The organism is Tritonibacter scottomollicae, from assembly GCF_003003215.1.
In the GTDB taxonomy this organism is placed as follows: Bacteria; Pseudomonadota; Alphaproteobacteria; order Rhodobacterales; family Rhodobacteraceae; genus Epibacterium; species Epibacterium scottomollicae.
On the sequence record NZ_PVUF01000014.1, the window covers coordinates 32,682 to 47,553 of the forward strand.

The window sequence follows — 14,872 nt, forward strand, 5'->3', positions numbered from 1 at the left end:
CTTACCATGCTGAAGTCTATGAAACTGGCTGCGGTCCTCGCAGCCGGGCTGGCCGTGGCTTGCCCAGCGTATGCCGTAGAGCAGCGATTTACTGTCAAAGAAGATGGTCTGGTCCGCTTCAAAGCATCTACCACCGGCATCACCCGTGTGAGCGTGGTCGGGGACCGAATTGCCTCGATCATCAATGACAACGAGTCCTCGGTCTACCAGGTCCGCAACGACGAAAAGACCGGCGATCTCTTCCTCAAATATGCCGGACCGGATGAAATGCCGTCCAAAGAGGGCGGATATATCGTCACCGAAAAAGGCCGCACAGTGGCCTACGAGATCCTGCCGATCCGCTCCGAAACCCAAACGGCGCTGATCACGGTGCGCGGCAACGCGCCGGAAGCAGACGCACCATCCGGCGGCACCGCCAGTGGCGGTTTTGCAGAAACCTCCTTCGGGGGAGGCGACGGACTTGCTGACCAGCTGACCTCAGCCACCCGCGACACCATTCGTACGAAAATCAAAAGCCCGCTGCCGCGCAGTGGTCGCAACGGAGAGCTGATTACGACGCATCGGTTAGGTGAGCTGGTCGGCGAGGTGCGCGTTGCAGCGGCCGGCAAAGACGCACGGCAGGTACGGGAACAGGAGTTCTATCGCTCGGGTGTTCTCTCGGTTTGGGTTCAGAAAAAGAGCCTCGCGGCTGGCGAGCGCTCCTGGGTTGTTGTTGTGAGGTCGAAGTGATGGCGCAGTCAGATCGCAAGAAAAACCAGATCATCGCAATTGGTCTCGTCAGTGGTGTCGTCCTCGTTGGCTTTATCCTGATGGGGGCGCTGCTGAACAACAGCGATCCAACTGGGGGTCTTCCTAGCCGCTCATCTCCTACGGTCGATGAAACCATCATCTCTGATCGCACCGCTGCGGCCTCTCCGGAAATGTCGTGGATCACGTCTGGCCGTCTGAAGATGGAACGGCTGACGAAAGAAACCGAAGAGCTGCGCCAGCTGCTCGATCAAGCCCGCAAGGAAGCACAAAACCAGTCGGAGACCATTCGACAGGAATATGACGAACTTCTGATCCAACAGACTGCAAAGATCGCCGCACTAGAAGCGGAACGGGCCAATACAAGCGCGCCTGCATCCAGCACCGGGCCTGAAGAAACATTCAACGCGGCTGCTGAACGACCTGGAGCGGACCTCACACCACCGCGCGCATCTGGCCCGGGTAGCGATTTCGTTCAGCGCCGTCCTCTGTCCCGCACCAGCACGCCGTCGTCACAGGGTGGCACAAGTGAAGCACCGGCCAGCACTGGCGGCAACTTTGGCCAAAGCTTCACGCTCGCCGCACTTGAGCAGCCGGAAACTGACGAACGCGAAATCCGCCGCCTCGGAAACTACCTGCCTGCAGGGAGCTACGCGCCAGCGGTTGTGCTGTCTGGTGCTGACGCCGCCACCAATGTTTCAAACCGGGACAATCCGATCCCGGTTCTGTTCCGGATCACCGGCTCGGCCGTCACCGCTGCACTCGGAAAAAGCCGCCCCGCTCGGGTGAACCTCAAGGGCTGCACAGTGCAAGGATCTGCAACCGGAGATCTGTCGTCTGAGCGGGTCAAGGTCCGCCTCATCTCGATGACCTGTGTGAACGGGCAGGGCGATATTCTGGAAACCAAAGTTGCGGGCTATATGGCGGGCTCTGGCAAGGAAGGCGTGCGCGGCAAAGTTGTAAGCCGCGAAGGTCCAGCCGTGACCAATGCGATGATCGCAGGTGCGCTTGGCGGACTTGGCAAAGGCATCAGTGCTGCAGGCAATGCCTCGATCTCTCAGGAAAACGCTTCTGTAGACCAAATCCTGCGGGGTGCTGGTGTCGGAACACTGGCCGGTGCCGCAGAGAACGCGGCCACGACACTTGCCGATTATTACATCAAACGAGCCGAACAATATCAGCCGGTGGTCTCCCTTTACGGCGGCACCAAGGTCGAGCTCGTGTTTCTTGAAGGGGTGGAGCTGGGCCAATGAGATCCATTGCAATTTTGATGTTCGCAACATTTGTCACCGGATGCGTCGCGTCCAACACAGACAAAGATTTCCTCTGTGAAGCGCAGGCCGGATCGCCGTGCACCACGATTTCTGCTGTCGATGGCACTGGTGCTGCTGGCGTGACCTCCGTGCAGGAACGACCTGAAGATACGGCAGTCAAAAGCCTGGCCCAAAACCCGCTGTTCGCAGGCAAAGGCAACGTCACTGGCGCGCCAGATGGTGGTTTTCCCTATAACGCAGCCGCCTATCGCTCTCCTGAAGTGGTCGGCACGCTCTGGATCGCCCCGATCCTCGACGAGGGAGGGATCATGCATGAGGCACGCTTCGTCCATTTTGTAATTCAAGAAGGCCATTGGCGTCAGTGATGGCCGGCAAATTGTTGAGCAAGATCGCCTCCCGCATGGCCGAAATCCGTAAAGCGCGGCGCGATGCAGGCTTTAATGAGGTCACGATCTGGGTGCCAGAAGAACAGGTACGCACCTTTCGTGACCTTGCTTGGCAGGCGGTGGAAGCCTGCGGGCGCAGCTTTCCGCACCGCGCACCAGATGGCCAGCATAGCCGTCAAAGGAGCAAGAAATGATGTTCTTTCGTGATGTGATGTCCGGTCTCTTTGGGGATGTGCCCTGGACCGAAGATGTTCCGGATTTGATGGGCGGGGATGTGCTTTCCGACATCCTGCCGTGGCGGGTCTATGATCCGGAAAAGAAGATCTATCACTTTCAGCATGGAAACGGCTTCCTCATTGAGGTGGGTGCCGCCATTGGTCAAAGCGATATGGCGGAAAACGTCGGTGGCGTCATTGCGGCCAACCTACCGTCCGATGCCACGTTTCAGGTGCTGAACTGGACCTCACCCGCCATTGATCCCATCACAGGACATTGGAAGAAAGCCCGTCTTGGTCGCACGCCCCTGGTGGATGAAATGGTGCGCCAGCGAGAAGCCCATCTGAAAAACCTGCGCTTTGGCATGGAAGAGGATGGCGCTCGGGCGATCCCCTTTGATCGCCATATCTTCATCGCAGTCTGGCTGGAAAATGATGATCTGAGCATTGCAGACGAAAAGCGACTGAGTTCCATGCGGTCCGGTCTGCGCAACGTCTTCAATACGGTGAGCTGGGCCGAGGATGTGGAACCACGCCGCTTCCTCGCCTTTCTTCGCGAGCTGTTCCACACCGCACGGCCGGCCGGGAGCGACGGAGATTGGAACGAAGAAGCCTATGACGAACATATGCCGCTCAACTACCAGATGCCGGGCGCGACCCTGCGCGTCAGCAGTGATGCGCTGACCTTTTCCGGCACCCCGGAAATGTCGGCCACGGTTGCCTCGGTCAATGCCTACCCGCCGGAATGGGTCTTTGGTCTTGGCATGGCGCTCAACGGTGATCCCGCACGCCTGATGGATCGGCCCGTTGGTCCTGTTCTGACGTCCTTCACCCTGAAAGCGATGTCGGTGCAGAAAGCCGGGGCTTACATTGTCAAAAAGCGCGGTGCCGCCGAGCATGCGTCAACGACCTCCTTTGGGAAGTTCATTCCAAACTTTGCTGAGAAGAAACGGGAAATCGAAGATCTCGCCGGGGAAATCAACGCCGGGGAACGCCTGTTCGAAACCCTGTACACGGTGGTTTCCTACGCCAAAGGTGGCGCGACCGATGCGCAGATGGCCTCAAGCGAGGTAGAGTCCATCTATCGTCGCCAGCGGGTCAAGCTCTCCAAAGACACCTATCTTCAGCTGCCGCTCTTCATGGCCAGTCTTCCCTTTGGCTGCTCGGACAAGATGATGTCTGATTTCGGGCGGCAGATGCGGATGCGGTTGATGAAATCCGCCGCCTCGATGTCATTCCTGCCGCTGCACGGTGAGTGGATGGGCAACGGTCGCGGCCAAGGCATGCTTCTGGCTGGTCGTCAGGGACAGATGTTCCAGTGGAACAACTTTGTATCTGCTGGCAACTACAATGTCGCAGTGGTCGGCAAGTCCGGGGCCGGTAAATCGGTGTTCATGCAGGAGCTGTCCGTTGGCATCTACACTGCTGGTGGCCGCGTCCTGGTGATCGACGACGGCTACTCGTTCAAGACCACTGCGGAAATCCTTGGCGGCAAGTTCATCGCCTTTGATGGCCAGACCCGCAACCGGCTCAACCCGTTCTCGCTGCTGGACGTGGATTCAATGGTCAGTGACGATTACCGGACTGACGCTATCGAGCTTGTGACCCGTGTGGTTGCAACCATGGCGGATCTGGGCAGCAACAGTTCAGGCCGCGTCGAGGGCGTGGAAGAGGATTACATTCGTGCCGCCATTTCAAAAGTCTGGAACGAGAAAGGCAGCGCGGGAGAAATCACCGATGTTCGGGATCACCTGAAAGAAGCGGCAAAAGAAGAGTCGCGCCTGCCGGATGTGGTGCGCAAGCTCGATGCATATTCCATAGGCGGTGCATATGGGCCGTATTTCGAAGGTGAAGCCAATATCGCGCTCGATGCCCCCTTCACCGTGGTGGAACTGAGCGACATCAAAGGGCAGGCGGGCCTTGAGGCCACCATCCTGCAGATCGTCATGTTCCTGGGCACGGAGCTTATGTACAAGACGCCGCGCTCGGTCCCGGTCGCTATCGTGATCGACGAGGCCTGGGATCTGCTGAAAGGCGAGGCAACCGCCAAGTTCATCGAGGGCGTTGTGCGCCGGGCCAGGAAATACACCGGCGCCCTCATCACCGGCACGCAGTCGATGCAGGACTACAAGGCCAACCCGGCCGCAAACGTCTGTCTGGAAAACTCGGACTTTCGGATCTTTCTCGCGCAGAAGCCAGAAAGCATCGACGCTCTGGGCAGTATCGACCCACCTGTGAAGATGCTTCTCAAGTCCATCACGTCGGTTCCCGGGCGGTTCTCTGAGCTGGCGATCCAAATGCCCGAAGGCTTTGCCTATGGTCGGCTGCTGCTCGATCCGTTCTCGCTGGCGGTGTTCTCCTCCAAAGGCAGCACGGTGGAGCGGATGAACCACTACAAGGCCCAAGGTATGACCACGGTCGAAGCCATCAAGACCCTCGTTGAACGGGGAGAAGTCTCATGAGCTGGACCAAGAAAGTTCTCTTCGCGCTTTGTGCGGTTTTTGCCCTTCAGCTGACTGCGCTTGCCGTCATGGTGCTGCCGGATCTTTTCCGCTCAGAGCCATCCGTGGCTGTCTTCGATCCCGAGCGCAGCCTGACGATGTTTGTCATCTGGTCCAATGGGCGGGTGGATGACGCGAAATTCCAGCAAACCCTGCCGGTGTTCCAGCAGTCGGTCCAGACGGAAATCAACCGCCTGACGGCCGAGACAGGTCAGTTGGTCGTGCGCAAAGACGCCATCCTGTCGCAAAGCCGCGCGGCCTCCGTCGATGTCACCGAAACCATCATGCAGAAGGTGCTGACCGATGCGGCGTTCTAATCTTCTCTGGATCGTGCCTTCTCTGGCGTTTTGCGCTGTAGGTTACTACGGGCTGGCGTTTGGTCGCCTGACCCTTAATGCGTCAGACAGCCTGCAGGGCAACGCTTACGCCATGGTCACTTGGCCCTTGGATATTCGGCCCGGCACCATCGCTGCAATCAAACTTCCAGAGGTACTGCGCGACAAATTTGACGGGCACGAGCTTTACCTGACCAAGCGTATTGTCGGCATCGCCGGAGATCCTGTTTCGGTCAAAGGCAACACCTTCTGCGTCAACGACAGCTGTGTAGAGGGCCAGCTGAAGGACGGCAAACTCGTGTCTCCTCTCTGGCAGGGTGACGTGGTTCCGGACGGCATGATCGCAGTATTCGGTGACAGCGCTGACAGCCTCGACAGTCGCTATGCGGTGATCGGGCCCCGTCCAGTTGATGACGTGATCGCCACCGGCATCGAGATTGTTTTTCCCCATTGGACTGAACTCGCGGAGCGCTGGAAATGATCGCACATCGTCTCTTCCATACCGTTCTCCTGTGCTCGCTTGCTGCTGCAGGGCAGGGGGTGGCCAAGGATCTCGGCACCCATGGACCTCTATTCGAGGTCGCAGAGCCCTCGCTTCTGGACACCATCAAAGCGCGCCTCAAGGACATGGAGGCGGCGGGTGAGCTGGATGCGATGCGTCAGGAAATGCAGGACACCACCCGCGCCTATGTCAGTCGTCCGCGCCCGGTGCAGGGCCTCGGCAAGGCTGAAGACTATGCGATTTGGGAAGTCGATATGTCGATCACGCTCACCGAGGATCTGGCCGACCACCAAGGACAGATCTTCGCGCATGCCGGCACCGTCGTGAACCCGATGGCCTACTCACGGTTCAACAAGCGGATCGTGCTGCTGGACGGCGACGATCCAGATCAGGTTTCCTTTGCCCTCTCTGATGGCGATGAGCTGGACACGCTTCTAGTGCTGGTGAACGGGGATCCTCTCGGGCTGATGCGGGAACATGGTCGCCGGTTCTATTTCGATCAGGACGCTGTGCTTGTGAAACGCTTCGGCGTCCAGAACGTGCCGGCTGTCGTCCAGCGCGCCGATCCCTTCATGCAAGTGGAAGAAATCGCCCTCGGGAAGGGCGGGGAGATTGCACAATGACATTCCGTTCCTTGCTCTTCGTCCTGACGTTCAGCCTCGCTGCGACGCAGGCGGCCGCCATTTGCAACAAGCGGTTCTTGAACCCGATCACAGAAATCTGCTGGGATTGCATCTTTCCGATTTCCATCGGCGGGTTGAGCCTGAGCATCGGTGCCAGCCGCCCCGATACGGACAATCAGTCCTTTCCTCTTTGCATCTGTCCGGGCGTCCCTCCGCGCCCTGGACTGGCCATTGGCTTGTGGGAACCGGCTCGGCTCGTCGATGTAGCCAATGAACCCGGCTGCTTTGTGAATATGGGTTTTGACATGGATTTCGGGCTGCTTTCGCTCGGGAAATCCAGCGCCAGCCAGCAGAACGGCGGCAGCACCGGATCGAGCTGGCAGGCTCACTATTATTTCTACCCGCTGATTTCATGGCTCGGTGTGATCGTGGACGGCCTCTGCATGCAGAATGCGCAGTTTGACGTCGCCTATATCTCGGAAATCGACCCGCTCTGGCAGGACGCCGAGTTGAACAACCTGATCAACCCGGAAGCCATTCTCTTTGCCAATCCGATCGCGCAGGCCGCGTGTTCTGCAGATTGCGTCCAGTCATCCTCTGGCAGGTTGCCGATGGACAGCCTGTTCTGGTGCACCGGCTGTGGCGGCTCGATCTATCCTATTCAAGGCGATGTCAGCGCGCATGTCGGTGGGGTGATGGCCAGTCAGGTTGTTGCCACCAAGATGGTCGCGCGGATGCATCGCCTTCTGATCGCCCGCCAGACGGCCTCCGACCGGGCCTTGTGTCAAACGCGGTCGCAGCCGGTGATCAAGAAAAGCCAGTACCGGATGCAGATCACCCGCCCGCGCCCCAAAACCTCGGGACGCTATGGCTGCGGCCCCATCGGCTTCTCATCTCAATTTGTCGACACCCTGCGGGAGTTCCCCTTCAAAGGGGAATCCTTCGGCTGGCTGCTGTGGAGGAAAAGAAATTGCTGCGCACTCTGAGCTTTGCATTGGCGGCAAGCGCCGCTCTGACGTCTCCGGTCCTGGCACAGGATGATGAGGACAAGGTGATCGACTATGCACCCGGCAGCACCGGGCGCATCACAGCCCCGCTGGCCACCATCGTGGATGACGCCAAGCGTCAGGGCGAAGCCCTGCGCGAGACCCTGATCCCGCAAGATGCGGCAGAGGGTGCATTTTCCGGTGTGGACTTCGAAGATCTCCGGACCAAGGCACTCTCGCACCCTCGGGTGAAGGCGCTTCTTGGAGCCAATGGGGCAGGGGTCTCGGGCGCAGAAGGAGATGAGGTGCGCTATGACGGGTCCACTGTGTTCCTGCTGGCCTCCTTCTCGATGCCCAAAGCCTCCCTGCGGCAGATGATGGAAGAAGCCAGCACCTATGGGCTTCCCATCGTGTTCCGTGGCTTCGTCAACAACTCGGTCTATGAAACGCGGGCCGCGCTGGAAGAAACCTTCGGCTCGATGGATGACGCGGTTGGCTTTTCCATCGACCCGACTGTCTTTGCCCGCTTTGGCGTCACCTCTGCACCGCAAGTGATCGCCATGGGGGAGGCCGTGGATGTTTGCGAAACACCCGGTTGCGAAAACGATCCTGTGCCTCCGCATGACCGGGTGGGCGGCAACGTACCTGTGGAGTTTGCCCTGCGCATGATCGCGGACCAGGGCGATGTGGCGGCAGCTGAAGCGGCCCGACTGCTGCAGGAGGCTCACGATGCGCAGTAAGCTTATCACCGCCTCCGCTCTGCTTTGCGTTCTTGCTCCGATGGCAGTTGCGCAATCCGCCATGGATCGTGCGGCCGCGGCGGCCGGCGCCGCGGTGGATACGGACAGCACGTTTCAGGATGGCAAGATCAACGAGGTGGTCACGCCCTTTGAAACCTCAAATCCAAACGAGGCTGGCATGAACCATACCAGCTTTGAGGATCGGATCCTTCAGATGCGGGACGCGGACAACAATCAGGGGCGGGTTCTGCGCGCCACTGAGGACAGTGCCGAGATCCGTCCGGACGTTGACATCGACGGGCAGGGTGAGTTGTTCGATGACGCAAATTGGGCGCATGAAAACGCCGACGACATCGCCGGCCAATACTTCACCAGCGAGAGCGGCAGCTGCACGACGCCAGACGTGCCGGTCTCGAACATTCGCGATGAGTTCTGCGAGAGCCTGCCACGCCGCCAGAACCATACCTGCGAATTGATCCGCAATATCTGGGTGGACCGCACCGACCGCTACAGATGCGACAAGCGCGCGGCCAACTTCGTGAAGGTCTGCGAAAAAGTCTCCAGCTACTCCTGCAACGTCAACACAAATGCAAACGCCTGCATCTCCCGCAAGGTGCGGTTTGAAGGTGGCGATGTGACATGGAATGGCAATGAAGCAACGATTTCACTGCCAGAGCCAGATCAAAAGCCTGCCGCTCCGATCCACTGGCAAAGCCCAGACCTTACCGCTTATGCAACGCTCGCGAAGCATGAGTTCTCGATTAGCTTCTCCGACAGGTTTCAGCCGTCCAGTGTAATGTTAAAGACCGTGACTGCCGGTGGTCCGGTCCAGATCATTGGTGACGACGGGCGCCCGATTACCACCGTCGCCTCATCAATCATCAGCACGTTCGGAAATCCCTCTGGGACCTGGAGCCATTATTTTCCCGTGAACTCTGAAGATGGTCTGCTCGTGCCCATGACTGCATGGCACGATAGGGGAAGCGGCGTACAAGCGTGGTTGGAAGCCTGGATCGTAAAATTCCCACTGTCAGTGGATTGCCAGTTTGACCCCTACTGCAACCATCGGATCGACTACAACGCCACATCAAATGTCTTTGAAACTGGCTGGGACATTGGCAGGGATGCCCCTGTGGAATGGGCATTGCGTTGGGTCACGAACTACTCGGTCTATGCGAATGTCGTTCACAACACTTCAGTTACCAGAAACGTCCTGCGCTTTCTGGAGCTAGAGCACTTCACGGAAACCAATCCAGCAGGGGCCGAGCGCTTCCGCGAAAACCGGATGACGGCCCGCGTCGTCTACAACAACGCGACCCCGGCAAATGGCGCGGCACAGCTCACTTTCGAATTCGAAGGCGCGTGCTGTGACAGTTTCACGGATACGGGGGGCGAAACATGCGAGTGATTTGCACCCTTTCCCTGCTTCTGAGCCTGTTTCAGGTCTGGGTCAGCCCGGCTGTCGCTGCAATCACCTGCACGGATCCAACTTATGACTGTGTTGAATGGTCTGATGGTGAGCTGGTGGGCGGCATCAACATTGGGCGCCACTGCGCGCGCTATGCTGGTCGGCAAGACTGCGTAGACAGCGATCCCATCAACCAATGTACGGCGCTCCAAGCCAGCGCAAAATGTGAGCGGACCAACCGCGAATGCGTCGATTACAAGAATGGTGCCTGCCGTCAGTGGCGTGAACGCTTCAGCTGCCTCAACGAGAATGAGAATATGGCTCCTGCGGTGCTGACCAGCACCGAGTTTGGGCCGACACAAGAGAATATCATCAACCAATGCTCCGAGTACGAGGGGCGAAGTGAGTGTGAGCTTGTTAACACCAGAACCACTGAGGGCGCAGAGATCCGCGACATCAATCGCAAGGATTTCTCGCGCAGCTGGTGGAAACGTGAGCGGACGTATTCCTGTCTGGCTCCGGGTGAAGGGGACAACACCTGTGGGCCGCTTGAGAGCGATCCGACCTGCACCCTGCAAGGCGCAACCTGTCTGGTCGAGAATGCCAACGGCGTCTGCAGCAACCGCGAGTTCCACTACACCTGCGGCGTCCAGTCCGGGGATCTTGAGACCAGCTGCGAGCCGATCAACGTCTGTGTCGGTGACAACTGCATGGGCATCGAGCAGGAAACCTCCAGTGACTTCGGCAGCTCCGCCGCCTGGCTGAACGTACTGGCACAGATGCAGCGCGACTACCGCGCGCAGGCTGCGACCGATCCGAACGATGTTCGTTTCTTCACAGGCACCAAAATGACCTGCAGTAAGGCCCCCGGCCGGAACTGCTGTTCGACGGGTGGTATCTTCGGCAGCACCTGTCCGGAGTCGGCGGCCATTCTTCGAGACAAGCGGGCTGCCGGATCGACCCACTATGTCGGTGTAACCTGTCAGCAGAAGGTTTTGGGCCACTGCGTCAAGAAGCGCTACCACTACTGCACCTTCAACTCGAAGTTTGGTCGCGTCTTCGTCGAAGAGTTCAAGAAGCAGGTCGAGGAAGGCTGGGGCACACCTCATGCTTCGGATTGTGGCTCTGTCACCATCGAAGATTTCGGCAATGTGGACATTGAAGAGATGGATCTGTCCGAGGTGTTTGGCGACATCATGGGGACCATCCAACTCCCGGTGTCTGAGGGCATTCAGGACTTCTTCGAAGATCGCTTTCCTGATGCCGAGGGCGATGCGTCAGGCGCATTCGAGGAGGTTGGCCAATGAACCGGCGCATATTCCTCCTGTCTTCCTTCTCCTTGGTGACAATGCCTGCGCTGGTCGTGGCGCAGGGAAATGTTGGGGTCATCTTCGTGGGCGCATCCTGGTGCGCGTTCTGCAAATCTGCCGCCCCGGTTCTGGCCGCCATGACGCAACCGGCGGGTATTCCGGTTCTTGTGGCCTCGCATGACGCCCGCCCCATCCCGCCCTTTGCGGAAATGGTGGATGCCCGCACGCATCCCATCGCCTCGCAAATCAAGGCGCTTCCCACAACCATGATCTATTCGCAGGAGGCCGGAACCGTGACGGGACAGATCTCGGGCTACCGCAACGCGCGCCAATATGCGCAGTCCGTCAAAGCGGCCATTCTCGCAGCTGCAGGGGGGCAGGGATAATGCTCAAGCCTGCAACTCTTGCCCTCCTGCTGGCCTCCGTCGCAGCCCCGGTACAAGCCCGGCTTACCTGCAATGGGGCCGAAGTGGACGGCTGGCATTTTTACTGCGACCCCGAACCTGCCAAGGAGCCGGAACCCGCGCCACCGCCGCCTGAACCGGAAGCCAAGAAGCAACCGCAGGATCCCGAAGAGCCAAAGGAAATGACAGCGACGGAAGAGATCGAGGCATTCCGCAAATACGCGGATGAGCTGAAGCATCGCGCCATTCTCGATCCGACCCCGGAAAACGTGCAGGCCTATATGGAGGTCAACAAGCAGATGGCGCAGCAGGCGGCACGCTTTGCAGCGGTCTGGCAGCGCGTTCTCTTTGGCACCCCGCACCTCGATGCAAATGTCAGCCGCCCACTGACCCAGATGGGCACCAATATCTATCAGGATCAGCGCAACGCAGCAGAGCAGGCCGCTTTGCAGCGGGCCGCGCAGGATGCCGGTCTGATCTTTGTCTATGACGATCCGGTTGATTGCCGCCTCTGTCTGGCACAGGCGCAGATCCTCGACGCTATGCGGAACGCATACGGCGTGGAAATCCTCGCGGTGTCCACCGATGGCAGTCCGATTCAATACTTCCCTGATGCCGTGCCCAATGAAGGCCAGCTCGAAGCGCTGGACCTTGCTGACAAGCCGCGCCCCTTCATTGCCATTGTCGATCCCACCAGCGGCGAGACGCAGCTGATCGGGGGCGGGTTGCTGACGGAAGACCAGATCCTTGAGCGCATCTACGTGGTTCGGGAAGTGCCCATGGGCGAACGGTTTGAGTGAAGGAGCAGGTACAATGTCATTTTCCATCAACAACACCGCAGTAGATCCGGCCACGGAAGAGGGCCAGATCCGTCTTGGCAAGGCGCATCAGGAGCGCAGCCGCGTCATCTGCACTTGCAGCTCACCCGCGCCCGCCATGTATGTCGCCTGCGTCAATGGCCGGTTTATCCTGAAACGGATGCCGGGCAGCGGGCCTGAACATGCACCGGGTTGTGACTCCTTCCTCCCTCCTGAAGATCTTTCCGGCCTTGCACAGGTGCAGGGCAACGCGATCAAGGAAGATCTTGAAACGGGCATCACCTCTCTGAGGGTCGATTTTTCCCTGTCGATGGGCAGCAAGCGGCCGGCACCGCCGCCGCCGTCTGGCAAAGCGCCGACCGAGGCCAAGATCACACCCCGCAAGCTCGGGCTATCGAGCCTGTTGCAGTATCTGTGGCATGAAGCCGACCTGGTGAAATGGACGCCGGCCATGAAGGGCAAACGCTGGTGGGGTCCGGTGCAGCGTGCCATTGGCACCGCAGCCGTCGGAAAAACCGCCAAGTCTCGCGATCTGCGCGATATCTTGTATGTGCCGGAAGTCTGGAAGCCGGAGCTGAAGGCGCAGAATGCAGCCCGCCGGGCAAAACTCCTGCGCACCCTGCAAGCTCCGGAGCGGGGCACCGCGCCGCTTGGTCTGGTCGTGGCGGAATACAAAACCCATGAAGCGACACGGATGGGCGCCCGCTTCCTGTTCAAACACGCCCCCGATTGCGCCTTCTTTGCGGAAGCGGATCTGGTGAAGAAGTTCGAGACCGTCTTTGCCCATCAGTTGATGCTCGCGGAAACGCTGGGCGATGTGCATGTGATGGTGATCGCCACGTTCAATGTCGCCAAGGCCGGTTATCCGGTTCTGCGCGAGATCGGCATGATGCTGGTGACAAACACCTGGATCCCGTTTGAAAACCTCCGCGACTACGAGCTGATCACCGCACTGACAGAGACCGACCGCGCGTTTCTGAAATCTCAGCGATTCATGCTGGCCGATGCCACGCCGATTGCCTCGGCGGTGCTGACGGATCTCGCCAGCCCGATGTCACTGTTTGCCGCCTCACCTTCAGCCAATGCCGATGAGATTGCTGCCCTGGGCGAGGTCGCCGCCGATGGCACCTATCCGGCGTGGCTCTGGATTGAAGACGATCTGATGCCAGAGCTGCCCGCAAAAGGCGCGCAAGTGGCTGAGGCCTCCCTCATTGAAAGGAAAGACGCATGAAAAAGCTGTTCGTAAACTGTGCGTTTGTCGCCGCCAGCCTCTTTGCAGCTGGTCCGTCGCAGGCCGATGTAGGGTCTGACCTGAAGAATTTCTGGGAGCGCACCGGCGGTGGCGTGAACGTCACCAAACCCACGGCCTACCGAGGTCAGCAGGCGGGCTATGCCACGCTCGGCTCTCTGTATCTGCGCACCCGACCGCGCAACAGTCAGCTGGCCACGATCCAGCTGCCCTCGATCCGCGCGGGTTGTGGTGGCATCGACATCTTTGGTGGCGCGTTTTCCTTTATCTCCGAGGACGAGCTGATCGCGCTGATGGAAGCGATCATGCAGAACGCTGCCGGGTTTGCATTTGAGCTGGCGCTGGAAAGCCTGTCTCCGTCTGTTCAGGAAATCGTCGCCAAGCTGCGCGACCTGATGCAGCAAGTGAACTCCACCAACATCAATTCCTGCGAAGCCGGTCAGCTGCTCACCTCATCGCTTTGGCCCAAGATGGACGGCGCATCCCAGCACGTTTGTCAGACCATCGGCGGCTACACGGGCCGTTTCGCCGACCGGGTGGCCTCCCGCCACGGCTGTGGCACTGGTGGCAATCACAGCTCCACCATGGACCGGGCGGATGGCGCGCTCGCGGATCAGGTGCCCACGGACGTCAACTATGCATGGCGCGCAGTGAAGAAGAACAACTTCCTGTCCTCGAACCCGCGCATTGCGGAATTCTTCATGACGCTCACCGGTACGATCATCACCGTTGCGGCGGAGGATGACGATACCAGTCCGACGCACCGCACCATTCCTGCGCGCGCCCTGTCACCTGATGCGGCCAAGGCGCTGGTGGAAGGCGGCGCCTACAAAAGCCTGCGCTGCGACGAAGTGAATGAATGTCTGAACCCGGTCATGCGCGATCTGACACTCAATGCAAATGACGCTCTCTTTGCTGTCACCGCCAAGGCTATCCAGGATCTGTCGGACGCGATCAGCAACGACACTGAGCCACCGGATGAAGCCATTGCGCTGATCAACCTCACATCAGTCCCGATCTATGAGCACTTGGTCACGGCCAAGAGCTACAAGTACAAATTCGTTCAGGACGACATCAACTCGATGGCGGAGCTGGTCGCTGTGGATCTGTCGATTGCCTACATTGATGAAGGCGTGAGCGAGATCCTGAACAGCGCCGCCAATGTCGATATTGCCGGCGATCTGAACCGGGAGTTTCAGGAAAAGGTCAGCCACACCAAGGGTGTGCTGCAGGATCTTCGCGCCTCCGCGCAGCGCAAATATGCGGAAGCCCTGCGCAACCTGGAGCGGCTGCATCTCGCCAAGGGCGAACTGGCTGCTTCGTCCAACACCATCTTTGGCAACATGATCAACGTGTCGGGAGGACAATAACCCC

The 14,872-nt window shown here is 59.2% G+C and carries 16 protein-coding genes; all 16 read left to right on the plus strand.

The genetic code is table 11. The features are described from left to right. Window positions 1-18: 18 nt before the first annotated feature. The 16 genes from CLV89_RS17690 to CLV89_RS17765 are packed head-to-tail and all read left to right on the plus strand — an operon-like array spanning window position 19 to window position 14,868. Window positions 19-729, plus strand: coding sequence for a TraK domain-containing protein (locus CLV89_RS17690; protein WP_165798149.1), 711 nt, complete (start codon window positions 19-21; stop codon window positions 727-729). Next, the gene (locus CLV89_RS17695; protein WP_106165003.1) at window positions 729-2,000 is read left to right on the plus strand and encodes a TraB/TrbI/VirB10 family type IV secretion system protein; all 1,272 of its coding nucleotides are present in this window, start codon (window positions 729-731) and stop codon (window positions 1,998-2,000) included. The genes CLV89_RS17690 and CLV89_RS17695 overlap by 1 nt, the downstream gene beginning before the upstream one ends. Continuing rightward, window positions 1,997-2,386, plus strand: a complete 390-nt coding sequence (locus tag CLV89_RS17700; RefSeq protein WP_106165004.1) for a TraV family lipoprotein — start codon at window positions 1,997-1,999, stop codon at window positions 2,384-2,386. Before CLV89_RS17695 ends, CLV89_RS17700 begins: the two co-directional genes overlap by 4 nt. Next, a complete protein-coding gene (locus tag CLV89_RS17705) occupies window positions 2,386-2,601 on the plus strand; it encodes a hypothetical protein (RefSeq protein ID WP_106165005.1) in 216 nt (71 codons plus the stop codon). The genes CLV89_RS17700 and CLV89_RS17705 overlap by 1 nt, the downstream gene beginning before the upstream one ends. Then, window positions 2,598-5,084: a TraC family protein gene (locus CLV89_RS17710; protein ID WP_106165006.1), complete on the plus strand. Its 2,487-nt coding sequence runs from the start codon at window positions 2,598-2,600 to the stop codon at window positions 5,082-5,084. Before CLV89_RS17705 ends, CLV89_RS17710 begins: the two co-directional genes overlap by 4 nt. Further along, entirely contained in the window at window positions 5,081-5,440 is a 360-nt protein-coding gene (locus CLV89_RS17715) for a hypothetical protein (protein WP_106165007.1), read from the plus strand. The genes CLV89_RS17710 and CLV89_RS17715 overlap by 4 nt, the downstream gene beginning before the upstream one ends. Then, window positions 5,427-5,939, plus strand: coding sequence for a S26 family signal peptidase (locus CLV89_RS17720; protein ID WP_106165008.1), 513 nt, complete (start codon window positions 5,427-5,429; stop codon window positions 5,937-5,939). The genes CLV89_RS17715 and CLV89_RS17720 overlap by 14 nt, the downstream gene beginning before the upstream one ends. Further along, window positions 5,936-6,583 (plus strand): type-F conjugative transfer system protein TraW, encoded by a 648-nt coding sequence (gene traW / locus CLV89_RS17725; RefSeq protein ID WP_106165009.1) that lies wholly within the window; start codon window positions 5,936-5,938, stop codon window positions 6,581-6,583. Before CLV89_RS17720 ends, traW begins: the two co-directional genes overlap by 4 nt. After that, window positions 6,580-7,569, plus strand: coding sequence for a conjugal transfer pilus assembly protein TraU (traU, locus tag CLV89_RS17730; protein WP_106165010.1), 990 nt, complete (start codon window positions 6,580-6,582; stop codon window positions 7,567-7,569). Before traW ends, traU begins: the two co-directional genes overlap by 4 nt. Then, window positions 7,554-8,309, plus strand: coding sequence for a type-F conjugative transfer system pilin assembly protein TrbC (trbC, locus tag CLV89_RS17735; protein WP_243395057.1), 756 nt, complete (start codon window positions 7,554-7,556; stop codon window positions 8,307-8,309). Before traU ends, trbC begins: the two co-directional genes overlap by 16 nt. Beyond that, on the plus strand, window positions 8,299-9,717 hold the full coding sequence (locus CLV89_RS17740) for a hypothetical protein (RefSeq protein WP_106165011.1): 1,419 nt from the start codon (window positions 8,299-8,301) through the stop codon (window positions 9,715-9,717). The genes trbC and CLV89_RS17740 overlap by 11 nt, the downstream gene beginning before the upstream one ends. After that, complete coding sequence (gene traN, locus CLV89_RS17745; protein ID WP_106165012.1) at window positions 9,708-11,024, plus strand: conjugal transfer protein TraN; 1,317 nt, start codon at window positions 9,708-9,710, stop codon at window positions 11,022-11,024. The genes CLV89_RS17740 and traN overlap by 10 nt, the downstream gene beginning before the upstream one ends. Then, window positions 11,021-11,413 (plus strand): TlpA family protein disulfide reductase, encoded by a 393-nt coding sequence (locus CLV89_RS17750; protein ID WP_106165013.1) that lies wholly within the window; start codon window positions 11,021-11,023, stop codon window positions 11,411-11,413. Before traN ends, CLV89_RS17750 begins: the two co-directional genes overlap by 4 nt. After that, on the plus strand, window positions 11,413-12,231 hold the full coding sequence (locus CLV89_RS17755) for a conjugal transfer protein TraF (protein WP_106165014.1): 819 nt from the start codon (window positions 11,413-11,415) through the stop codon (window positions 12,229-12,231). The genes CLV89_RS17750 and CLV89_RS17755 overlap by 1 nt, the downstream gene beginning before the upstream one ends. A gap of 13 nt (window positions 12,232-12,244) precedes the next feature. Further along, a complete protein-coding gene (locus CLV89_RS17760) occupies window positions 12,245-13,480 on the plus strand; it encodes a DUF1173 family protein (RefSeq protein WP_106165015.1) in 1,236 nt (411 codons plus the stop codon). Next, window positions 13,477-14,868 carry a conjugal transfer protein TraH gene (locus tag CLV89_RS17765; RefSeq protein WP_106165016.1) on the plus strand — a complete coding sequence of 464 codons (1,392 nt, stop codon included), beginning with the start codon at window positions 13,477-13,479 and terminating at the stop codon, window positions 14,866-14,868. The genes CLV89_RS17760 and CLV89_RS17765 overlap by 4 nt, the downstream gene beginning before the upstream one ends. The last annotated feature ends 4 nt before the right edge of the window (window positions 14,869-14,872 follow it).